The sequence below is a fragment of the Pseudomonas sp. B21-032 genome (assembly GCF_024748965.1).
Lineage (GTDB): Bacteria > Pseudomonadota > Gammaproteobacteria > Pseudomonadales > Pseudomonadaceae > Aquipseudomonas.
Genome location: NZ_CP087180.1, coordinates 3,548,618 through 3,570,897 on the forward strand (window position 1 = coordinate 3,548,618; position 22,280 = coordinate 3,570,897).

At 65.1% G+C, this 22,280-nt stretch carries 19 protein-coding genes; 5 read left to right on the forward strand and 14 right to left on the reverse strand.

Annotated elements, in window-relative coordinates; genetic code table 11:
- Positions 1–101: 101 nt before the first annotated feature.
- Positions 102–551: a helix-turn-helix domain-containing protein gene (locus LOY54_RS16185; RefSeq protein WP_213604068.1), complete on the reverse strand. Its 450-nt coding sequence runs from the start codon at positions 549–551 to the stop codon at positions 102–104.
- 91 nt (positions 552–642) lie between these two features.
- Here LOY54_RS16185 and LOY54_RS16190 point away from each other — a divergent pair, with 91 nt between their 5' ends.
- Complete coding sequence (locus LOY54_RS16190) at positions 643–1,851, forward strand: MFS transporter (protein WP_258607163.1); 1,209 nt, start codon at positions 643–645, stop codon at positions 1,849–1,851.
- Here the strand turns inward: LOY54_RS16190 and LOY54_RS16195 are convergent.
- The 7 genes from LOY54_RS16195 to LOY54_RS16225 all read right to left on the reverse strand — a co-directional run bounded on the left by LOY54_RS16195 (position 1,815) and on the right by LOY54_RS16225 (position 8,147).
- Complete coding sequence (locus LOY54_RS16195; RefSeq protein ID WP_258607164.1) at positions 1,815–2,780, reverse strand: spore coat U domain-containing protein; 966 nt, start codon at positions 2,778–2,780, stop codon at positions 1,815–1,817. The two genes, LOY54_RS16190 and LOY54_RS16195, sit on opposite strands and share 37 nt — an antisense overlap.
- Positions 2,777–5,104 (reverse strand): fimbria/pilus outer membrane usher protein, encoded by a 2,328-nt coding sequence (locus LOY54_RS16200; protein WP_249744440.1) that lies wholly within the window; start codon positions 5,102–5,104, stop codon positions 2,777–2,779. Before LOY54_RS16200 ends, LOY54_RS16195 begins: the two co-directional genes overlap by 4 nt.
- A gap of 65 nt (positions 5,105–5,169) precedes the next feature.
- Positions 5,170–5,961: a molecular chaperone gene (locus LOY54_RS16205; RefSeq protein ID WP_093381660.1), complete on the reverse strand. Its 792-nt coding sequence runs from the start codon at positions 5,959–5,961 to the stop codon at positions 5,170–5,172.
- A gap of 40 nt (positions 5,962–6,001) precedes the next feature.
- The gene (locus tag LOY54_RS16210) at positions 6,002–6,505 is read right to left on the reverse strand and encodes a spore coat U domain-containing protein (RefSeq protein ID WP_093381657.1); all 504 of its coding nucleotides are present in this window, start codon (positions 6,503–6,505) and stop codon (positions 6,002–6,004) included.
- A 3-nt stretch (positions 6,506–6,508) separates the two neighbouring features.
- Complete coding sequence (locus tag LOY54_RS16215; RefSeq protein WP_045194058.1) at positions 6,509–7,042, reverse strand: spore coat U domain-containing protein; 534 nt, start codon at positions 7,040–7,042, stop codon at positions 6,509–6,511.
- A 17-nt stretch (positions 7,043–7,059) separates the two neighbouring features.
- Positions 7,060–7,587 (reverse strand): spore coat U domain-containing protein, encoded by a 528-nt coding sequence (locus tag LOY54_RS16220; RefSeq protein WP_258607165.1) that lies wholly within the window; start codon positions 7,585–7,587, stop codon positions 7,060–7,062.
- A 32-nt stretch (positions 7,588–7,619) separates the two neighbouring features.
- On the reverse strand, positions 7,620–8,147 hold the full coding sequence (locus LOY54_RS16225) for a spore coat U domain-containing protein (protein ID WP_258607166.1): 528 nt from the start codon (positions 8,145–8,147) through the stop codon (positions 7,620–7,622).
- Between the two features lie 242 nt (positions 8,148–8,389).
- Between LOY54_RS16225 and zapE the strand changes: the two genes are divergently transcribed.
- Positions 8,390–9,487, forward strand: a complete 1,098-nt coding sequence (gene zapE / locus LOY54_RS16230; protein ID WP_408980514.1) for a cell division protein ZapE — start codon at positions 8,390–8,392, stop codon at positions 9,485–9,487.
- A 109-nt stretch (positions 9,488–9,596) separates the two neighbouring features.
- Here the strand turns inward: zapE and LOY54_RS16235 are convergent, their stop codons facing one another.
- Complete coding sequence (locus LOY54_RS16235) at positions 9,597–11,486, reverse strand: propionyl-CoA synthetase (RefSeq protein ID WP_258607168.1); 1,890 nt, start codon at positions 11,484–11,486, stop codon at positions 9,597–9,599.
- A gap of 142 nt (positions 11,487–11,628) precedes the next feature.
- On the opposite strand from LOY54_RS16235, the gene LOY54_RS16240 reads away from it, so the two are divergent.
- On the forward strand, positions 11,629–12,921 hold the full coding sequence (locus LOY54_RS16240) for a leucine-rich repeat-containing protein kinase family protein (protein ID WP_258607170.1): 1,293 nt from the start codon (positions 11,629–11,631) through the stop codon (positions 12,919–12,921).
- Between the two features lie 68 nt (positions 12,922–12,989).
- Here the strand turns inward: LOY54_RS16240 and LOY54_RS16245 are convergent, their stop codons facing one another.
- The 3 genes from LOY54_RS16245 to LOY54_RS16255 all read right to left on the reverse strand — a co-directional run bounded on the left by LOY54_RS16245 (position 12,990) and on the right by LOY54_RS16255 (position 16,518).
- Positions 12,990–13,697 carry a YebC/PmpR family DNA-binding transcriptional regulator gene (locus LOY54_RS16245; protein ID WP_045194063.1) on the reverse strand — a complete coding sequence of 236 codons (708 nt, stop codon included), beginning with the start codon at positions 13,695–13,697 and terminating at the stop codon, positions 12,990–12,992.
- Between the two features lie 94 nt (positions 13,698–13,791).
- Positions 13,792–15,183 (reverse strand): FAD-dependent oxidoreductase, encoded by a 1,392-nt coding sequence (locus LOY54_RS16250; protein WP_258607172.1) that lies wholly within the window; start codon positions 15,181–15,183, stop codon positions 13,792–13,794.
- Positions 15,184–15,201: 18 nt separating this feature from the next.
- Positions 15,202–16,518, reverse strand: coding sequence for an MFS transporter (locus LOY54_RS16255; RefSeq protein ID WP_045194065.1), 1,317 nt, complete (start codon positions 16,516–16,518; stop codon positions 15,202–15,204).
- A 191-nt stretch (positions 16,519–16,709) separates the two neighbouring features.
- Between LOY54_RS16255 and LOY54_RS16260 the strand changes: the two genes are divergently transcribed.
- Positions 16,710–17,579: a LysR family transcriptional regulator gene (locus LOY54_RS16260; protein ID WP_045194066.1), complete on the forward strand. Its 870-nt coding sequence runs from the start codon at positions 16,710–16,712 to the stop codon at positions 17,577–17,579.
- A gap of 59 nt (positions 17,580–17,638) precedes the next feature.
- Here LOY54_RS16260 and LOY54_RS16265 read toward each other — a convergent pair whose 3' ends face one another.
- Complete coding sequence (locus tag LOY54_RS16265; protein WP_258607174.1) at positions 17,639–18,922, reverse strand: Zn-dependent hydrolase; 1,284 nt, start codon at positions 18,920–18,922, stop codon at positions 17,639–17,641.
- Positions 18,923–18,966: 44 nt separating this feature from the next.
- Complete coding sequence (locus tag LOY54_RS16270) at positions 18,967–20,454, reverse strand: NCS1 family nucleobase:cation symporter-1 (protein WP_195884425.1); 1,488 nt, start codon at positions 20,452–20,454, stop codon at positions 18,967–18,969.
- Positions 20,455–20,785: 331 nt separating this feature from the next.
- Here LOY54_RS16270 and hydA point away from each other — a divergent pair, with 331 nt between their 5' ends.
- Positions 20,786–22,231 carry a dihydropyrimidinase gene (gene hydA, locus LOY54_RS16275; RefSeq protein WP_258607176.1) on the forward strand — a complete coding sequence of 482 codons (1,446 nt, stop codon included), beginning with the start codon at positions 20,786–20,788 and terminating at the stop codon, positions 22,229–22,231.
- Positions 22,232–22,280: the final 49 nt, after the last annotated feature.

Consider the following 22,280-nt stretch of genomic DNA (forward strand, 5'->3'; position numbering starts at 1 on the left):
AAAGACCTCGAGCAGAAGGATGACAGTGGTCCTACTCTGCGCGCGCTGGCAATGGCCGTCTTGCCCGTGGCTGCCGTGAAGGTTGTAGCTGGCTGCCAGGCTCAGCCCCGGGCCGGCAGGCGCACGCAGTCGTGCGGGCCGAGCAGGCGGCCGTCGGCGGCGCGCAACTGCAGGGCCTTGACCGGTTTGCCGTGTTCGCGGTCGACCAGTTGCGAATGGGCCTCGCCCTCGGCGAAGTAGAACGCCTCGCCCCATTGGCGCAAGCCGACGATCAACGGGAACAGGCCCAGGCCTTTCTCGGTGAGCACGTATTCCTGGTAGGCGCTGCCCTCGGACACCGGCACCAGCTCGAAGATCTGGTGCTCGACCAGTTGCCGCAGGCGGGTGCTGAGGATGTTCTTGGCCATGCCCAGGTTGCGCTGGAACTCACTGAAGCGCTTCAGGCCATCGAAGGCATCACGCACGATCAGCAGCGACCACCAGTCACCAATGGCATCGAGGGAACGCGCCACCGGGCATTCGGCGTCTTGCAGGCGGGTACGTTGGACCATGGGAAATCTCGCCAGTGAAAGTGGTTGCAATATAAAACCAGTTTCTCTAGCGTACAACTGGTTTCATTATGCAACCAGAAGGATCGACCCCATGCAGCCCCAACACCGAATGTCATCCGCCGTCATCTTGCTGTTCTCCGTGGCCTGCGCCCTGGCTGTGGGCAATGTCTACTACGCGCAACCCTTGCTCGAAGCCATGGCCCGGGAATTTGCCATCGACCCCGGCCTGGTCGGCCTGGTGGTGACCCTGACCCAGGTCGGCTATGGCCTGGGCCTGTTGTTGCTGGTGCCGTTGGGCGATCGCCTCAACCGCCGGCGACTGATCGTCGGCCAGTCGCTGCTCTCGGCCCTGGCCCTGGTGCTGATCGCCTGGGCGCCGAGCACGCCCTGGCTGCTGCTGGGCATGGGCCTGACCGGCCTGCTGGCGGTGGTCACCCAGGTACTGGTGGCCTACGCCGCGACGCTGTCGGCGGCTAGCGAACGCGGTCATGTCGTGGGGGTGATCACCAGCGGCATCGTCATTGGCATTTTGCTGGCGCGTACCTTGTCCGGGGCCATGGCTGACCTCGCCGGCTGGCGCTCGATCTACTGGCTGTCGGCGGCCTTGACCCTGGTGATTGCCGCCCTGCTCTGGCGCGTGCTGCCTCGGCAACAACCGGTGCAGGCGGCGGGCAGTTACCGCGAGCTGCTGCATTCACTGGCGTTGCTGCTGCGCGATGAACCGCTGCTGCGCCGGCGCTCAGTGCTGGCCCTGCTCAGCTTCGCCTCGGCGATGGTGCTGTGGACGCCGCTGGTGTTGCCCCTGAGCGCCCCGCCGCTGTCGTTGTCGACCAGCGAAGTGGGCCTGTTCGGCCTGGCGGGCGCGGCGGGCGCACTGGCGGCGGCGCGGGCCGGGGCGCTGGTGGGTCGCGGCCTGGGCCAGTGGGTCAGTGGCGGCTCGCTGTTATTGATGCTGGCGTCCTGGGCGGCCATCGCCCTGACTGAATATTCGCTGTGGGCGCTGCTGCTCGGCGTGGTGGTCTTCGACCTGGGCCTGCAGGCCGTGCACGTCGCCAGCCAGAGCCTGATCTACCGCCTGCCTGAAGCCACCCACAGCCGGCTGACCGCTGCTTACATGCTGTTCTACTCGGTGGGCAGTGCCTTCGGCGCGCTGACTTCGACCCTGGCCTATGCCTGGGGCGGCTGGCTGCTGGTGTGTGCCTATGGCGCGCTGCTCAATGCCGTGGCCCTGGGTTACTGGTGGCTGAGCGAAGGCGCACGGGCTCAGAACTGCACGTCGAGTATCACGTTGTCCAGGTAGGTGCCGGCGGGCGGTGTGGCTTGGTCGGTGTAGACCTTGGCGTTGTAGTTGAAGATCTGGCTGCCGGTGCCGGTGCCCACACCGGGGTTGATATCGGCGTCGCTGCTGGCCCGCCGGGCCGTGGTGACGCTGCCCCAACGCACGCTGCCGGCGCTCTTGAAGATGTCATAGGCCATATAGTTGTTGGCCGCCGACTTCATTCGCCGGCGCCCGGCGGAGACATTCTGGCCATCGTCCAGGCCCACGGTGTAGTTGCTGCCCTTGGTGCAGGAGACATTGACGTTGCTGTTGACCGTGCTGAAGCCGCCGACCACCGGCGCGCTACCGAAGCTGATGTTGGGGCTGGTGATCTGGCAGTCATTGGTGACTGTCAGGCTCACGGTGAGGCTGGTGGTGCCGGTGAGGTTCTGCCGGCCCAGGCAGATGCTGCCGATGCCGATGCCCCAGCAGTAGCTGATGTTCCAGTACACCGTCAGGACTTCCTGATAAAGGCCGGCGGCGACGTTGCTGCCGCTCAGGCTCTTGAGGTAGAGCGGCACCGACTTGGGCGTGGTGCCGTTGAGCAGGCCCAAGGCATCGAGGATGCCGTTGCGGGCAAAGTCGTAAGGCAGGCTGCGGGCGATCGGGTAGTTGGTGGTGTTGTTGGCGTACAGGGTGTAGCCGATCACATCGCCCGTGGGGCCGAGCAGGCCGGTACTGCCGGCCGGTGGGGTGAAAGTGGCGTAGAAGTGATCGTCGCTGGCCAGCAGGCTGACCAGCGAGCCGGTGCATTGCAGCCCGCCATTGAGGGTCGAGGCCGACTGCACGGTGGTGCGCACCAGGGTCGAGCTGACACTGCCAAAGCTTGCCGGCGCGGTATCGATCACCGAGCACAACGCGTGCACCTGGGGGCTGGCGAGCACGGCCAGGAGCATCAGCAGGCGCTTCATTGGCACACCAGCGGGCCGATCAGCGGCACCTGGTCCTGCTCGGGTGCCAGTTTGAACTGCACCCGGCAACTGCCGCCGTTGGCGATCTGCACCTGCAGGCTGTTGTCCGCGGCCAGCCCTTCGAGGTACACCAGCCCGTCCCAGCCGACCACCGCCAGCGCCCCGCTCTGCTCATGGCGCACCTGGCTGCCCAGGGGCAGTTCCTTATGGTTGCCATCGACCAGGACGATACTCGCCGCCACCACCCGTTGCAGCGGGAATTCCAGCAGGTAGCCGCTGCCCCGGCGCACCGCCACCCGCTGCTCGACCTGCGGGCTCTGGACGTTGGCCGGCAGTTCCATGGGGTCGATCTCGTACTTGGCGCGGTAGTAGGCGCTACTCCAGGGCACCAGCAGGTGGCCGTTCTTGTCGGTGCGCCCGACCAGCTGGTTTTCGTAGCGTACCGGCACTTGGGCAAAACCCTCGGTGCTGACCACCACGAAGGCATCGTCGATACGGTTGGCGGCGAACAGCCCGGCGTCCATCCACACCAGCGAACCGCTGGCATCGGCCCAGCGGGTCATGCTGTCGCTGCTGCCATAGGCACCGGCCTGCAGTTGCACCGACTGCAGGCGCCAGGTGACGTCGGCCTGACGGTAAGCCTCACGGTCGCCGTCGGCGTAACCGAGGTTGAAGCCCAAGCCACCTTCGCTGGGCACCGCGCGGCTGTAGTTGACCCGTTGCTGGTTCTGGCCCTCCTTGTTGCGCTCAACGCTAAAGCTCAGGGTGCCGCGCAGGTCGAACGGAATCACCAGTTGCGCCTGCACCGCCCACTGGCTGTCGCCGATTTCGCGGTTGGCCGACAGGTACAGGCTGCTGTTGCGCCACAACGGCTTGCTCCAGCTGAGGTTGAGCAAGCGGGTGCGCGAGTTGTCACCGGCGCGCACATCGAAGTAACCGGCGCCGAGGCTGCCGTAGCGTTCGAGGTTGACGCTCATGGTCACCTGTTCGCTGCGCTGGCTCAGGCGCGTGTAGGGGCTGTCGACCAGCGACAGGTCGGCATAGTCGCCGCGCCGTTGCAGGCGCTGGTAATTGAAGCCCAGGCGCTGGCTGTTGTACTGGTAGCCGACGCTCAGTTGCTGGCCGCTGCGGCTGTCGAAGCTGCTCTGGCTCAGCGCCGCATTGACCACGCCCCAGTTGCCCACCTGCCAGTTGCCGCCCAGCCCGCCAAGGGCCAGGGACTCGGCCGCCTCGGCGTGGCTTTCGAGGGTGAAGCTGTCGCTCAGGCCGTAGCGCAAACTGGCGGCGGCCACCCCCGGGCCATAGGCAAAGTCGCGAAGCGCGTAGTCCCGGCGCAGGCTGCCGGCGGCCAGCGAGAAGTCCGCCAGGCCTTTTTGCAACAAGCTGCTGGTGACATAGAACGGCAAGGTGGTCGACACCTGCCGGCCGAGGGCATCGGTGGTCACCACCACCGCCTCGCCGGCGCCGTTGATGAACGGCACGTTGGTCAGGGTGTAGGGGCCTGGCTGCAAATCGGCGCTGGAGCTTTTGTAGCCGTTGATGAACAGATCCACCGAGGACGGCACCGCCGCTTCCCCGGCGAAGGCCGGCAATGGATAGGTGACCAGGTCCGGGCGCACGGCAAAGTCGCGCGACAGTTGCAGGCCGCCCAGGCGCACCGAACTGGTCCAGGGCAAGGCGCCGCTGAGCACGTCGCCGACTTCCAGGGTCAGCAGGCGCGCTTCGTCGGTGTAGCGCCAGGTGGTGTCGTAGCGGCGAAAGCCTTCCTGGCTGTCGGCGTAGTCGTTGCCGCCCAGGGACTGGCGCCACTGGCCGGTGGTCGACAGCGTGCCCCAGCTGTCGAACAAGCGCAGCTCGTTCCAGGCCGCCAGGTAGCGGCCACCGTCGTCGGTATCGTTGAAGTACAGGTCATAGTTGAGCAAGGCGCCAAAACTGCTGCGCGCTTCGCTGGCCGGATACAGCTGGCGGCTGCCGATGCGCTGGGTCGGCAACCAGGCCGGTGGCACCTGCAGCACCAGGCGCTGGCCCTGGCTGTCGTAGTCGGTGTGCAGGCCGGGGATGCTGTCCAGCGCCACTTCGTCACCGTACTCGCCGGGCAGCTCAATGCCAGCTGCCTGCAGGTCGGCGGTGGCCATGTACAGGCGCCCGGCGCGCTGCTGCACCGCCACCAGTTCAGGGCTGCTCATCTGGTTGACCAGCAGTTCCAGGAACAACGGCGCATCGGCGACCGCCTCGAGGCTGGCCGGGGGCGGCGGCAGTTCGCCAGCCAGCAGCGATCCACAGCCCAGCACGGTCAGGCCACAGGCCCGCAGCGCCGAAGAGATGCTCACACACAGTATCCGACCATTACCGGGTCCTCCCTGGCCCCTGTAGTGCTGCTAACTGTCGTTCATTGCCCCTGGCTCAGGGTTTGCGCTGGCTCCTGGCCATTGACCCGGCCCTTGAGCACTGAAGCGGCGCCCAATGGCTGCGGCGCCGGCCAGCGCATGCTGGCGCCGGGCAGCACATAGCCGAGCAAACCCTCCACCAGCGGCCGGCTCTGGCTGCCCTGCTGTAGCACCACGTCAGTCAGGCGCGCGTGCACCGGGCCGCTGTTGCGGATTTCCACATAGGGCTTGCCTTGTACAGAGACCTGACGCCAGCTCAGCAACGGCTTGCCCACCGCACTGTCACCGCGCTGGCCACTGGGGTCAGGCTTGCCCCACAAACCTTCACCGTAGACGAACAGCGGCACCGAATAACGCATCTGGAAGCGGATCGCCGCCTGGGCCTTGTCGGCGCTGGCCGCAGCCGGCAAGGCCGGGGGAATTTCATCGATGATGATCCGGTAGGCCTGCTCCTGGCCCACCGGCGAGCTGCCGGTGCGGGTCAGGCGAATCAGCTGCTTTTGCCCCGGGGCGATGTTGGCCACTGGCGGGCTGCCGATAATCTCGCGCTGGGCCTGGTACTGGTCGTCGAACTCGCCCTGGCGCCAGGCGAACACCCGCACCTGCAGGTTGGCCGGCGCATCGCCACGGTTCTCCAGCCACAGCGCGCCGGCTTTCTGATTGGCCTCCAGCACCGGATCGATCGGCCAGATCAGTACCGAGGTGGCGGCCTGCAACGGCGCACTGCACAACAGCGCCAGGGCACAGCTCAACAGGGTGTAGCTCAAGCGCGAACTGCCGGCGCCTACTTCCATGCACACTCTCCTTATTGTCATATTCATCTGGCGGCGCCGTTCAAAAGGTCAGCACCACCTGCACCACATCGGTGTAACTGCCGGCCGGCAGGTTGCCGGTCAACTGGGCCCGGGCGTAAACCGGCAACTTGATCGTGGTCGGATCGCTGTAGCTCACCGCCACGCTCTGGTTGATGCCCAGGCTCTGACTGAAGCCGGCGTCGCGAAACAATTGGTAGGCCACCAGCGAGGTGCCGCTGCTGCGCTTGAGGTTGCGCGTGCCGCTGGCGCTGTTCAGCCCGGCATCGACGCTCATGCTCAAGCTCACTCCCGGCGTGCACTGCAGGGTCACTGTGGTGCCGCCCAGGGCGGTGGTGACGCTGCTGGTCGACAGCGCCGAATAGCTGCCGAAATTGAGGTTGCCGTAGTTGCTCACGCCGCCCACCACCAGGCAGCCGGCCGCCACCGTGGCGCTGACCTGAAAGGTACTGGTCAGCACCGCCGCCAAGGGCAGCGGTACGCTGAAGGCGGCCAGGGCCAGCAGCGCGGGCAAGGCGCGGGGCACGGTTCAGAAGCTCAGCTCGACCGCCACCGTGTCGGTATACACCCCGGCTGGCAGGCCCGCCTTGCCCTTGGCCTGGCCATACAGGTTGACCGTCTGGGCCACGCCGGTACTGGTCGGCAAGGTGATGGTGCCGTCGATGACCAGCAGTTGGGTATGCCCTGAATCGGTGTAGAAGTCATACGGCACGTAGTTGGCCACGCCGTCGTAGAGCGCGCGGCTGCCGCCGGGCGACTGGCTGTCGTGGGCGCCGGCACGCACCTTGATCACCGGCACTGTGCCGCTGGAACAGAGGATGCTCATGGCGCCACCGCCGCCGCCCAGCACCTGCCCGCCGGCAGTGGTGAACAGCGCTTCCTGGGTACCGAAGTTCAGCGTACCGAAGTTCAGGCCGCTGGCACCGCCGCCCCCGTTGACCTGGCAACTGGCGATCAGCGTCAGGGTGGCGGTGATGTTGCCGGTTACCGTGGCCGCCTGGGCCTGGGTGGCGAGCGCCAGGCCTAGGCCTGCGAAAATCAAGCGTGAGAGGTTCGGGTGCATGAGTCACTCCTTGCGTATTACCAGTCCAGGGTCACCATCAGGGTGTCGCGGTAAATGCCGGCCGGTAGCGCCTTGGGATGGGCGACTACTGCACCGTAGATTGGAATCGGAATCTGCGCGGCGCTGCTGACCGAAAAATTGCGGGTCTGGCCGATGTTGTAACGGGCCCGGCCCGACGGGTCGGCAGACAGCTCATAGGGGATCAGCTCGCGGCCATTGCTCAGGCGCCGGGTGGCGCCATCACCGTTGGCACCGCCGTTGATGCTCACGGTAAAGGCGCGCACCGCCGGGTTGCAGCGCACCTGCAGGCTGCCGTCACCGGTGGCCTCTTCGATGCCGGAACGCAGCGGGTTGGTCCAGCTCGGGCCCTGGCTGCCAAAATCCAGTACACCGCCGCCTGGGGTTTCCAGGGTGCCCGGCCCGCCGCTGATCTGGCAGGCGCTGCTGATCACCAGGCGCGCCTGGATATGCCCGCTCATGGCCGCGAAAGCATCGGGGCTGAGCAACAGCAGTGGGCCAACCGTCAACAGCAATACCCGTTTCATACTGCCAGTTCCTTTAGCAGGCGCCGCCCCGGTTACCAGGTGACGGTGACTTTGAGCAGGTCCGAATAACGCCCCACCGCCGGCACCTGGGCCAGACGGTCGATACGCGCATACAACGGCAGCGCCACCGAGCCCGAATCGGGCACCCGCGCATGCTGGGCAACATTGACCGGCAGCGGCAGGCGCCAGGCCGGGTCCTGGTACAAACGGTAGGGTATGGGTTGCGCCGCAGGCTGGTTGCTGGCCAGGTAACGCACCTCGCCGATGCCGCCGTGCTGGCCACCATCGACCTGCACCTGGTAAGCGGTGTCGGGGTTGCATTCCAGGCGTGGCGGGCGTAGCGCGAGCAACTGGCTGCTGAGCGGGCCGGCCGGGTCGTCCAGCCGCGCCGTGCGGCCGAAATCGAGCACGCCCAGGGCCTGGGCGCCGGCATCGCGGGGCTGGTGGATGAGCAGGCAGCCGCGCTCCACTTGCACTTTGACTTCAACCATGAAATCGGCGGCGCCTGCCGTGCTGGCCATGCTCAGCCCGAGCAGCGTCGCCAAAGAGCGTCCCTTCACCTTGTCATCCTTCAACGCAGGAGTGATCTGACCTTGAGGGTAGCAGTGAAGGAAAAACCTGCCAGTTTGCAGGGAAATGTATAAGCCCCGTACAAGATCTATCTGTAGGATCGGGCTTGCCCCGCGATAGAAGCCATCACTTATCCCGTTCAGAGATCGCTGGCCGGCCTTATTCATATTGGTTAAATTAGCCGCCCTCGCTCAAGCTGGCCCTTGAGTGCCGTTGCCCCGAGGAGCCCGGTTTGCCTGCCCTGCCCCCTTCCTGGATACGTTCGCCGTTGCGCGCCTGGCGTCGCTTACGCACGCCGGTGGCCGAAGACAACAGCGTGGCGGCGACCGTTCGTCAGCATTTTGCCGCCAAGGCCCAAGCCCGCGGCTACACCCTGAGCGCCAGCCAGTTGCACGTCATCGACCATATGGCGGCCCAGGCAGCGCAAATTGAGAGCGGCCAGGCGCGCAGCCTGTACCTGTACGGCGCGGTCGGGCGCGGCAAAAGCTGGCTGCTCGACGGTTTCTTCCAGGCCCTGCCCCAGGCGCGCAAGCGCCGCCTGCACTTTCATGACTTTTTCGCCCGCCTGCACCAGGGCATGTTTGATCATCGCCAGCAGGACGACGCCCTGGCCTGCACCCTGGATGAGTTGCTCGACGACTGCCAGGTGCTGTGTTTCGACGAGTTCCACGTGCATGACATCGGCGATGCCATGCTCATCACCCGGCTGTTCCAGGCCTTGTTCGAGCGGCGGATTTTTCTCCTGGTAACCTCCAACTACGCGCCGCAAGGCTTGCTGCCCAACCCGCTGTATCACCAGCGTTTCGAGCCGGTGATCCGCCTGATAAACAGCCGTATGCAAGTGCTGGAAGTCGGCGGCGAGCAAGACTTTCGCAGCCTGCCCGGCGCGGCTGGCCAGCAGCGCTTTACCCAGGGCCATTACCTGTGGCCGGGCAGCCGCCAACAGCGCCAGGCCCTGCAGTTGCCCGAGCCAGGTGACGCACCGGTTTTACTGGAGGTTGGCAAGCGCACCCTGCGCGCCCGCCTGAGCGAGCAGCGCACGGTGGGCTTTGACTTTGTCGAGCTGTGCGAGCAACCCACCGCGGTGATCGACTACCTGGAGCTGGCGCGGCGTTTTGACCACTGGATCATCGACTGCCTGCCGAACCTTGAAGACTGCTCGATTGCCGCCCAGCAGCGCTTCGTCAACCTGGTGGACGTGCTCTACGACCAGGACAAGCACCTGGTGCTGATCGGCAACCTGCCGCTGGCCGCAAGCCTGGGCGGCAGCGCCAGCGACCTGGCCCGCACCCGTAGCCGGTTGGGGCAGTTGCGCCAGGCTGCTGGTTAAAACTGTCCAGCTTTTTGGGGGCAGTCCAGGATTGACAGTGATCTTGAGGTTGGTGCAGGTCCTGTGGGAGCGGCGGTGCGACGCCTCGACTTGACCCGCGATGAAAGCCCTACCCAACCCGCGCCAGGCTCGCCAACACCGCTTCAATCTCCACCAACACCGCCGGATCATCCAGGGTCGAAGGCGGTGTATACGGCTGCTGATCGGCAATCTTGCGCAGCACTGCGCGCAGGATCTTGCCCGAGCGGGTCTTGGGCAGGCGCTTGACCACCCGCACCTGGTTGAAACAGGCCAGCGCACCAATCTGCTCGCGCACGCTGGCCACCAGCTCGCTCTGCAACTGCGCCTGGGCAAGGTCCTGGCCGTCCTTGAGCACCACCAGCGCCAGTGGCACCTGGCCCTTGATCTCGTCGTGCACGCCGATCACCGCGCACTCGGCCACGGCCGGATGGCGGGCCACCAGGTCTTCCATCTCGCCGGTAGACAGGCGATGGCCGGAGACGTTGATGACGTCGTCGGTGCGGCCCATGATGTAGACGAAACCGTCTTCATCCAGATAGCCGCCGTCGCCGGTGTGGTAATAGCCGGGGTAGGTCTTCAGGTAGGCATCCAGGTAGCGCTGGTGGTCGCCCCACAAGGTCTGGCTGCAGCCAGGCGGCAGCGGCAAGGCAATGACGATCGAGCCTTGCTGGTTGGCGCCGAGCAGATGCCCGTCATCATCCAGCACCTGTACGTTGTAGCCCGGCACCGCCCGGTTGCTCGAGCCCGGCCGCGCTGCACTGCCCTCCATACCCACGCACGGTGCGGTCACCGGCCAGCCGGTTTCGGTCTGCCACCAGTGGTCGTGGACGGTCTTGCCGCTGGTGGCCTCCAGCCATTGATGGGTGCTGGAATCAAGCTTCTCGCCGGCCAGAAACAGCTGGCGCAGGGAGCTCAGGTCATAGCGGCGCAGCAATTCGCCGTCGGGGTCTTCCTTGCGGATCGCGCGCATGGCGGTGGGCGCGCAGAACAGGCCGTTGACCCGGTACTGCTCGACCACCCGCCAGTAGGCGCCGGCATCCGGGGTGCGGATCGGCTTGCCTTCGTAGAACACCGTGGTGCAGCCATTCATCAGCGGCCCGTAGACGATCAGCGAATGGCCAACCACCCAGCCAACGTCGGAAATCCCCCACCACACGTCGCCCGCCTGCATGCCATAGATATGGCGCATGGCAAAACTCAGGGCCACGGCGTTGCCGCCGTTTTCGCGCACGATCCCCTTGGGTTTGCCGGTGGTGCCCGAGGTATACATGATGTACAGCGGGTCAGCGGCGGCCAGTTCCACCGGCGCCACTGCTCTGGCCGTGGCCACCGCTTCGAGCCAGTCGAGGTCGCGGCCTTCGACCAGGGTTGCGGTGGCTTGCGGGCGTTGCAGCACCAGCACCTGGCGCGGCTGGTGCCTGGCCAGTTGCAAGGCGCGGTCGACCAGCGGCTTGTAGTCGACGACCCGGTCGAATTCCAGCCCGCACGAAGCAGTCAGCAGCAGGGTGGGCCGGGCATCGTCGATGCGCAGCGCCAGCTCGTTGGCGGCAAAGCCGCCAAACACCACCGAATGCACCGCGCCAATGCGCGCACAGGCGAGCATGGCCATGGCCGCCTGGGGCACCATGGGCATGTAGATGATCACCCCGTCGCCCTTCTCGACCCCAAGCTCGCGCAGCAAGCCGGCCAGGCGCGCCACTTCATCGCGCAGCTGGTTGTAGCTGAACTGCTGCTGGCTGCCGGTTACCGGCGAGTCATAGATCAGCGCGGTCTGCTCGCCACGGCCCTGTTCGATCTGATGGTCGAGGGCCAGGTAGCAGCTGTTGAGACGGCCGTCGGCGAACCACTGGTGGCTGCCATCGGCATTTTCAACAAGGGTTTGCAGGGGCTTGCGGTACCAGGCCAGGTGATCGGCCTGTTCGGCCCAGAAGGCGGCAGGATCGGCGATGGAGCGGGCGTAGCTGTGCTGGTATGTCATCGAATGTAGAACCCTGAACTTGTTGTTATTAATAAAGGGCGAGCTTCGAGTATGGACCGCAGTTGTCAGTCTGCCATGGGACTTAAGTCGCATCTTGCCGGTATGATGACCGGCGTTTATTTACGAGCCTGCCGCCAACCCCATGCATACCCTTGAAGACCTCAAAGCCGGCCGTCTGGCGGGCATTACCCGCCTCGACCTGGCCTGCGGGCTGGAACACTTCCCCCGGGAAATTTTCGACCTGGCCGACAGCCTGCAGGTACTCAACCTGACCGGTAACAACTTGAGCGACTTGCCCGGAGACCTGGGCCGGCTGCACCAGCTCAAGGTGCTGTTCTGCTCGCAGAACCGCTTTCGCCACCTGCCCGAAGGCATCGGCCAGTGCCCGATGCTGGAAATGGTCGGTTTCAAGAGCAACCAGATCGAGCAGGTCAGCGGCGCGGCGCTGCCACCACGGCTGCGGGCCCTGGTGCTGACCGACAACCGCATCGAAACCCTGCCCGAAGCCCTGGGCGATTGCCCGCACCTGCAAAAGCTGATGCTTGCCGGCAACCGCCTGCGCGAACTGCCGGCAAGCCTTGCGCGCTGCACCAGGCTTGAACTGCTGCGCCTGTCGGCCAACCGGCTGCCGGCCCTGCCCGACTGGTTGCTGCAGATGCCGCGCCTGGCCTGGCTGGCCTACGCCGGCAACCCCATGACGGCGGGCTACTGCACGCCGCAAGATCCTGGCCATTGCCAGGTGATTGACTGGCAGCAGATCGACCTTGAACAGGTACTGGGCCAGGGCGCATCCGGGGTCATTCACCAGGCGCGCTGGCAGCAGCAGAGCGCGCCGGTGGCGGTCAAGCTGTACAAGGGCGAGATCACCAGCGACGGCTTGCCGCTCAACGAAATGAGTGCCTGCATTGCCGCCGGCGATCACCCGCAACTGGTGCGCCTGGCCGGGCGCATCGACAACCACCCGCAGCAACTGCCGGCGCTGGTGATGCAGTTGATCGAGCCGAGCTGGTTCAACCTGGCCGGGCCGCCGAGCCTGGATTCATGCACCCGCGACTGTTATCCGCGCGAGCGGCGTTTGCGCCTTGCCAGCGTGCGGCGCCTGGCCGCTGCCATTGCAGCGGTAGGCGCGCATTTGCACGGGCACGGCATCACCCATGGCGACCTGTATGCGCACAACGTGCTGTGTGACGAGCATGGCGACTGCTTGCTGGGGGACTTTGGCGCGGCGTCGTTCCATCCGCTGGATGGCAGCGTGGCGACTGAAGCGCTGCAGCGGATCGAGGTGCTGGCGTTTGGGGTGTTGCTGGGGGAATTGCTGGCGTGTTGCGAGGGCGATTGCGAGGTGTTGCGGGGGGTGCAGCGCGAGTGTGTACGGGATGAGGTGATGCTGCGTCCGGGGTTTGCCGAGGTTTGTCAGCGGCTTCGCGGCGTCTGAATCGCGGGTCAAGTCGAGGCGTCGCACCGCCGCTCCCACAATGTACCTGTGGGAGCGGAAGGTTTACATCAACCCGCCAGACCTACATAGACGTTCTGCACGTCATCGTTATCGTCGATGGCTTCCAGGAAGGCTTCAACCTCTGCCATCTGCTCATCGCTCAGGGTGCTGACCGGGTTTTTCGGGGTGTAGCCGATTTTTGCCGAGACCACGGTGAAGCCTTGACCCGGCAGGGCTTTCTGCACGGCGTCGAGGTCGGTGGTGTCGGTGATGAACAGGGTCGCGCCCTCTTCTTCGCCTTCGGCAAAATCCTGGGCGCCGGCTTCGATGGCGGCCATTTCCGGGTCAGCGTCAGGGCTGGCCGGCGTGGCTTCGATCAGGCCGACATGGTTGAAATCCCAGGCCACCGAACCGGAAGCGCCCAGCTGGCCCTTGCGGAACAGTACGCGGATTTGCGCCACGGTGCGGTTGACGTTGTCGGTCAGGCACTCGACGATCAGCGGCACCTGGTGCGGGGCAAAACCTTCGTAGGTGACGGCGGTGTACTGCACCGCGTCGCCGTCCAGGCCGGCACCCTTACGGATGGCACGTTCAAGGGTCTCGCGGGTCATCGAAGCCTTTTTGGCTTGCTCGATGGCCAGGCGCAGGCGCGGGTTCATGTCCGGGTCGGCGCCGGACTTGGCAGCGATCTGGATCTCTTTGGACAGCTTGCCCATGATCTTGCCTTTGGCGTTGGCTGCGACTTCTCTATGCTTGGCTTTCCACTGTGCGCCCATCTCGACTCTCTTGTTTCAGGTGCCGGTTCAGGTAGCGACCGGCCAAAGTGGCAAGCAGTTTATACGCTCCGCAGGCCATCGACAAAAAAACCCTTCAGCCCTTGTCGGCCTTGCCCGCAGCAGCGGCAAAACGCGCCAGGCGCACGTCAAGGTGGCGCGGGCGGCGGCCGTTGTCTTCGGCCTGCTCCTTGCGACGGATGGCATTGCGCACCATCAGCGAGCCCAGGTAGCGGATCGGCTCCGGCGGGAAGTAGCCCAGCGGGCCGTTGACCAGCGGCGAGCGGGTCCATGGGTTGTCCAGGCCCAGGGCCAGCGACGAAAGGATCTGCCCGCCCATGTGGCAGGGGCCGACGCCGCTGCCCGAGTAGCCAAAGCCGTAAAACACGTTGCCCTGGCCATTGAGCCGGCCAAAAAACGGCAAGCCGGTCACCGAACGGTCCGACGGCCCGTTCCAGGTCGCGGCAATCGGCACCTGGGCCAGGGCCGGGAAGAACTCGCCAAGGCTGCGGCGCAGCAACGGCTCATAGGGCGACGGCTGGTCGAACACCGGCAGCATCCGCCCGCCATAGGCGAAGGTATTGCCGCCCTTGCCGAGCATCAGCCGGCCATCGCTGGTGTTGTGGTAGTAATGCACGAAGATCCGCGAATCGAGCACGCTGATGCCGCTGGTCAGGCCGATCTGTTCGAGCAACTGCGGTTGCGGCTCGGTGATGATCATGTCGCTGGAGACGATCGCCACGCTGCGCTCGAACTGCGGGAAGGCCCGCGCCATCCAGGCGTTGAGGGCCAGCACCACGCGACCGGCGCGGATATTGCCACGGGCGGTTTCGACCAGCGCCTGCGGCCCTTGCTGCAAACCGCTCATGGCCGTGCCCTCATAAATGCGCACGCCCTTTTGCAAAGCGATCCGGCGCAGGCCGCGCACCAGTTTGCCCGGCTGTACCGTGGCGGCCGCTGGCGAGAACCAGCCTTCCAGGTGCTTGGCCGAGCCCGCCAGGCGCTGCACCTGCGCAACCGGCAGGCGCTGGAACGAGTTGATGCCCTGGCGCTCAAGCGCTGCAATCACGCCATCGGTGGCGCCGACCTGGGCGCGGTTGGTGGCCGTGTACAAGGTGCCGTCCAGGCGGTAGTCGGCGTTGATACCGTGGGCCTGGCAGAACTCGCCGATGGCGTAGATGCTCTGCTCCGAAGCCTTGACCAGGCGCACCGCCTCCTGCGCCCCGAACAGCCGTTCGAGGGTGAAGTACTTGGCCGACCACGACAGCGCGCAGCCGCCGTTGCGCCCACTGGCGCCGGCGCCACAGATGTCGGCCTCGATCAGCACCACATCCAGCGCCGGGTTGTGCTCCTTGAGCATGAGCGCCGTCCACAGGCCGGTGTAGCCGCCACCGACGATGCACACCTGGCAGTCGGTATCAGCCGCCAGCGGCGGGCACGCGGGTGCAACTTCCTGGTCCAGCGCCTGTTGCAGCCAGAACGGTCTCATGTCGGCTTCCTTATAAGTTCAAGTACGCAGCGGTTTGATCGCCATGGCCGTGTTGGGAGCAACGGCCGGGGTGTGTTCGGGGCTGGCCGGGCGGCTGTTCCAGTGCGGCAGCAGCACCAGGGCGGAAAACAGCGCACAACCGGCAAAGACAATGAACACCGTGACGCTGTCGAAATAGCCCGGCAGCAGGCCGCCGAGAATCGCCCCGACCGAACCGCAGCCGTTGACGAAGCCTGCGGCAGTGGCGCCGGCCTTGGCGGTGCCGAAGTCGATGGCTGCCGCGCCGCTGATCATCGAGTCTGGCCCGTACAGGGTCAGGCCCATGACAAACAGCAAAGCCACCACCAGCAATACGCTGCCGGTATGCAGGGCGGCCATGAACAGCCCGAGCACCACGGTCAGCACCACCAGGCTGATCACGCAGGCCGGCATGCGCCGGGCGCCGAAGAGTTTGTCCGAGGCCAGGCCGATCATGATCGGGCCGAGCAAGCCGGCCAGCTCGAAGGCGGTGGGGATGATTGCCGCGCCAACCTTGCCCACCGACGGCATCTGTTCGAAGACGATCACCGGGCCCCAGAGCAGAATCGCGTAGCGCGCCGGTTTTAACAGAAAGTACGCCAGCCCCAGGGTCAGCACCGTGCGGTTGCGCAGGATCTCGCGCAACGGCGCCCAGATGCTGCAAATCGTCGAGCCCGGCAGCATGCTTTCGGGCTCGGGCTCCACCGCCGGCAAACCGACGTCTTCAGGCTTGTTGCGCTGGAAGATGAAGAACAGCACCGCTACCAGCGCCACCACCGCCGCGCTGGAGATGAACGCCGCATGCCAACTGCCGATCAGGGTGTAGGCCCACCAGCCAGCAAACGGCGAGGCCACCAGGCCGCCAAAGGCATAGCATGAACTCCACAGCCCCAGTACCCGCCCGCGCTGGGAGGACGGGAAGAAGCTGCCGATGTTCTTGCACAGCCCGGCCCAGCCGGTCGATTGCGCCAGGCCCTGGACCAGCATGCAGGTAGCAAAGATCGGGAAGGTCGCGTAACTGCCCATCACCACGGCAGCGGCGGCAGAAATCACCAGGCCGCCGAGCACCACCACCCGCGGGCCGAAGCGGTCGGCGAGCATGCCCCAGGTAAATTGCCCGAATGCGTAGGCGGTCAGGTAGATGGCGTCGAGGTTGGCCATGGCCATTTTGTCGAGGGTGAAGCTTGGGTCTTCGGCGATGCCGAGCTTGGCCACCGAAAAGGCTTTGCGGGTGAAGTAGAACGCGGCGTAGGCCAGCCAGGTGATGGCAAAAATCTGCACGCGCCAACGTTTGATATCTGCAACGTGTTTGTTCATGGTGGGATCTGACCTCGAGAGCTGAGTGTGCCGGCAGAATTTGAAAAAAACGCCTGTCTTGTTGTTGTGTTGCGCACTGCGTGACGGCCGGTCGAACCCGTCACCTGCTCAGATAGAAACAATTACTGACTGATAAATAAAATCGATTTATCGTATTTCACAAATAAGCTCAGCTTGTAACAGGTGCTGCGATGTCGGTGTCCCACGCTCAGTTAAAGGCTTTTCACGCAGTTGCCCTGCACGGCAGCTTCACCCGCGCCGCCGAACGGTTGTTCCTGACCCAGCCGGCGATCTCCGACCAGGTGCGTAAACTCGAAGAACGTTTCGGGGTTTTGCTGTTTCACCGCAACAAGCGTTCGGTGCAACTGACCGATCTGGGCGAGCGTTTACTGGCGATCACCCAGCGCTTGTTCGTCTGCGAGGCCGAAGCCCATGAGCTGCTGCAGGATTCGCGCGCCTTGCAGACCGGCACCCTGGTGCTGGCGGTGGATGCGCCGGTGCACGTGCTGCCGCAGATTGCGCGCTTCTGCCAGCAGTACCCGGGGATCAGCGTCAAGGTCGAGACCGGCAATACCGACGAGTCGCTGCTGCGGCTGTTCAACTACCAGGCCGACCTGGCCCTGCTCGGCCGCGACGTTGATGATGACCGGCTGCTGTGCGTGCCGCTGCGCAGCGACCCGATGGTGGCCTTCGTCTCGCACAACCACCCCTGGGCCAGCCGTGGTTCGATCAGCCTGGCCGACCTTGACGACACGCCAATCGTGCTGCGTGAACCGGGTTCGGTCACCCGCCAGACCCTGGAAGAAGAAATGGCCCGCGCCGGCCTGCGCATCCGCGCGGCGATCCAGGTCGAAGGCCGGGAAGCTGCGCGCGAGGCGGTGGTGGTGGGGATTGGCGTGGGCGTGGTGTCGGCCGCCGAGTTCGGCGCCGATGCGCGGGTGTGTGCGTTGCCGATTGTCGATTGCCAGCGGCGTTTGACCGAGACCCTGGTGTGCTTGCGCGAGCAGAGCTCACGGCGGCTGGTGGCGACGTTTTTGCAGATGGTGCAGGACAGCCTTTAGTCCCATCGCGGGGCAAGCCCGCTCCTACAGTAGGAGCGGGCTTGCCCCGCGATCAGGGCCTAAGCCGCTTCCCTGCCCCGCGCCACCGCCTGGGCCGCGGCCAGCATCGAGCGCAACAGCACCGCGCAGCCATCGGCCAGGTCTTGCGGCGCGGCATTCTCGATTTCGTTGTGGCTGATGCCGCCTTCGCAGGGGACGAAGATCATCCCCGCCGGGCCCAGTTCGGCGACGAAGATCGCGTCATGCCCGGCGCCACTGACGATATCCATGTGCGACAAGCCCAGGCCCTGGGCTGCGCTGCGCACCGCCTGCACGCAGCCCTCGTCGAAGTACAGCGGCGGGAAGTCTGCGGTCGGCGTCAGGCTGTAGGTCAACCCGTGCTGCTGGCAGGTGCTGCTGATCACATCCTTGACCTGGGCAATCATCGAATCCAGCCGCGCCGGCTCCAGGTGACGGAAATCCAGGGTCATGCGCACCTCGCCAGGTATCACGTTGCGCGAGCCCGGATAGGCCTGCAGGCAACCGACCGTACCGCAGGCATGGGGCTGGTGCTCGAGGGCCACGCGGTTGACCGCCGCCACCACGGCGCTGGCGCCGACCAGGGCGTCCTTGCGCAGGTGCATCGGCGTTGGCCCGGCGTGGGCCTCGACGCCGCGCAGGGTCAGGTCGAACCACTTCTGCCCGAGCGCGCCAAGCACCACGCCGATGGTCTTGTGCTGGTCTTCAAGAATCGGCCCCTGCTCGATATGCGCTTCGAAATAGGCGCCCACCGGATGACCACTGACCGCCCGCGGCCCGGCATAACCAATGGCGTTAAGCGCCTCGCCGACGCTGATGCCGTCGGCGTCGGTCTTGGCCAGGGTCTGGGCCAGGGTGAATTTTTCGGCAAACACCCCCGAACCCATCATGCACGGGGCAAAGCGCGAGCCCTCTTCGTTGGTCCACACCACCACTTCCAGCGGCGCTTCGGTTTCGACCTTGAGGTCGTTGAGGGTGCGCAGCACTTCCAGCCCGGCCAGCACGCCAAAGCAGCCATCGAACTTGCCACCGGTGGGCTGGGTATCGATATGGCTGCCGGTCATCACCGGCGGCAATTGCGGGTTGCGCCCCGGGCGGCGGGCGAAGATGTTGCCGACGCCATCAATGCTGACGGTGCAGCCGGCCTCTTCGGTCCATTTGACGAACAGGTCGCGGGCCTGGCGATCGAGGTCGGTCAAAGCCAGCCGGCAAACGCCACCCTTGACCGTGGCGCCAAGCCGGGCCAGCTCCATCAGCGACTGCCACAGGCGTTCGCCGTTGATATGCCGTTGGGTCGATTGCAGAACATCCTGAGCGGTTTGCATGTGCGTCTCCTGCATCACGTGCCTGGCCTCTGCGGGCCATGGGCTTACACGGTGGGTTTGAGGTTGGCCGTGCGGGCGGCCCTGAAGCTACCGAGGGCGTAGTAGATCAGCCCGCCCAGGGCAGAGCCGGTGAACCAGCCAAAGTCGTAGAACCAGCTGAAGGCGCTGCTGTGCAGCGACAGTAGGGTCAGCGCCACCGGCACGCCGAAGGCAATGAAGCCAGCGGCGTTCCAGGCCGGGTAGACGTCGTCGCGGTACAGGCCGGCGAGGTCCAGGGTCTGTTTGCGGGTGATGAAGTAGTCGACCACCATGATCCCGGCAATCGGCCCGAGCAGGCTCGAATAGCCCAGCAGCCAGTTGGAATAGACGCTCTCCAGGCTGACGTCGCTGACGATCCAGCCGAGCTTTTTCAGCAGCTCATGGCCCATCAGCAGCAAGCCCACCAGGCCGGTGAGCAGCACGGCGGTGGTGCGGCCGATCCATTTGGGCGCCAGGTTCTGGAAGTCATTGGTCGGCGAGACGATATTGGCTGCGGTGTTGGTCGACAGCGTGGCGATGATGATCAGGGCCATGGCCAGCGCCACCCACATCGGGCTCTGGATATGGCCAATGAGGCTGACCGGGTCGGACACGGTTTCGCCCACCAGCGAGGCAGAGGCTGCGGTCAGCACCACGCCGAGGGCGGCGAACAGGAACATGGTCAGTGGCAGGCCGAAGATCTGCCCGAGGATCTGGTCCTTCTGGCTTTTCGCGTAGCGGCTGAAATCGGGGATGTTCAGCGACAGGGTGGCCCAGAACCCGACCATCGCAGTGAGCCCGGCAAAGAAGTAGCCATAGACACTGGCACCCTCGGGGCGCTTGGGCGGCTGGGCCATCAACTCGCTGATCGAGACGTTGGGCAAGGCCCACACCAGCAGCCCCGCTCCCACCAGCACCAGCAGCGGCGCCGACAGGGTTTCCAGCCATTTGATCGACTCGGCGCCGCGCAGCACCACCCACAGGTTCAGGCACCAGAACAGCATGAAGCCGATCACCTCGCCGGTGCCGCCGAGGGCTTTCCAGTCCGCCGACAGCGAGCCGAGAAACAGGTGAATGGCCAGGCCGCCGAACATCGTCTGGATGCCGAACCAGCCGCAAGCCACCAGGGCGCGGATCAGGCACGGTACGTTGGAGCCGATGATGCCGAAGGACGAACGCAGCAGCACCGGAAAGGGAATGCCGTACTTGGTACCGGGAAAAGCGTTCAAGGTCAGCGGGATCAATACCACGGTGTTGGCCAGCAAAATCGCCAGCAGCGCCTCGCCCACGGTCAGGCCAAAATAGGCGGTGAGCACGCCGCCCAGGGTATAGGTCGGCACGCAGATCGACATGCCGACCCACAGCGCGGTGATGTGCCATTTGTTCCAGGTGCGCTCGTGCACCTTGGTCGGGGCGATGTCGTGGTTATACCTGGGGCTGTCGAGGACGTCGCTGCCGGCGTCGAGTTCGAACAAGCCGTCGCGTTCGCTCACCTGCGATCTGGTCTGCTGCATGGCCGCTCCACTGTTGTTGTGTTTTTGGGAGTTGGTTGCATTGCACGGGCATGTGGGCAATCACGGTTGCCCATGAGAAATCTTGACCATTTCTACAACCTGTCAAGAACGACAGGACCACTGGTCGTTTTCCCTCAGCACTTCTCAAATCATATAACTCTTACAAATCAGTAAGTTAACCTTGTTATATGCATATAAATTAAATATTTGCCCTATCTGAAATCGCCGACTAGATTCATTTCCTGACAGCGATGACAGGTTTTCGCCTACGCTGAAAAAAGTACAAAACCTAGAACCGGTAACAACCGGTCAAGCCTGCGAGGAGCATCTGATGACGCTTATGATTCGTGGCGCCACCCTGATTACCCATGAAGAAAGCTACCGCGCCGATGTCTTGTGTGCCGACGGCGTGATCAAGGCCATCGGCCCTGACCTTGAAGTGCCGGCCGGCTGTGAAGTGCTCGACGGCAGCGGCCAGTACCTGATGCCCGGCGGCATCGACCCGCACACCCACATGCAATTGCCCTTCATGGGCACCGTGGCCAGCGAAGACTTCTACAGCGGCACTGCCGCGGGCCTGGCCGGCGGCACCACCTCGATCATCGACTTCGTGATTCCCAACCCGCAGCAGTCCTTGCTCGAAGCCTTCCACCAGTGGCGTGGCTGGGCCGAGAAGTCGGCCAGCGACTACGGCTTTCACGTCGCCGTGACCTGGTGGAGCGAGCAGGTGCGCGAGGAGATGGGCGAACTGGTGCGCCTGCACGGGGTCAACAGCTTCAAGCACTTCATGGCCTACAAGAACGCGATCATGGCCGCCGACGACACCCTGGTCGCCAGCTTCGAGCGCTGCCTGGAGCTCGGCGCGGTGCCGACCGTGCATGCCGAGAACGGCGAATTGGTCTATCACCTGCAACGCAAGCTGATGGCCCAGGGCATTACCGGGCCGGAAGCGCACCCGCTATCAAGGCCCTCGCAGGTCGAAGGCGAAGCCGCCAGCCGCGCCATTCGCATCGCTGAAACCCTCGGCACGCCGCTGTACCTGGTGCATGTTTCGACCCGCGAAGCCCTGGATGAAATCACCTACGCGCGCAACAAGGGCCTGCAGGTCTACGGCGAAGTGCTGGCCGGGCACCTGCTGCTGGATGACAGCGTCTACCGCCACCCCGACTGGCAAACCGCCGCCGGTTACGTCATGAGCCCGCCGTTCCGCCCGCGCCAGGACGGCCACCAGGAGGCGCTGTGGCACGGCCTGCAATCGGGCAACCTGCACACCACCGCCACCGACCATTGCTGCTTTTGCGCCGAACAGAAAGCCGCCGGGCGCGACGACTTCAGCCGCATCCCCAACGGTACTGCCGGCATTGAGGACCGCATGGCAGTGCTGTGGGACGAAGGGGTCAACAGCGGCAAGTTGTCGATGCAGGACTTTGTCGCCCTGACTTCGACCAACACCGCGAAGATCTTCAACCTGTTCCCGCGCAAGGGCGCCCTGCGCGTCGGTGCCGACGCCGATCTGGTGCTCTGGGACCCGCAAGGCACACGGACCATCTCGGCGGCCACGCACCATCAGCAGGTGGACTTCAACATCTTCGAAGGCAAGACCGTGCGCGGCATCCCCAGCCACACCCTCAGCCAGGGCAAGCTGGTCTGGGCCAACGGCGACCTGCGCGCCGAGCGCGGCGCCGGGCGCTACATCGAACGGCCGGCGTACCCGGCGGTGTTCGACCTGCTCAGCAAGCGGGCCGAGCATTCCCGGCCGGTCGCCGTTAAGCGCTGAAGAGCATCGCGGGTCAAGCCCGCTCCCACATGTGGGAGCGGCGGTGCGA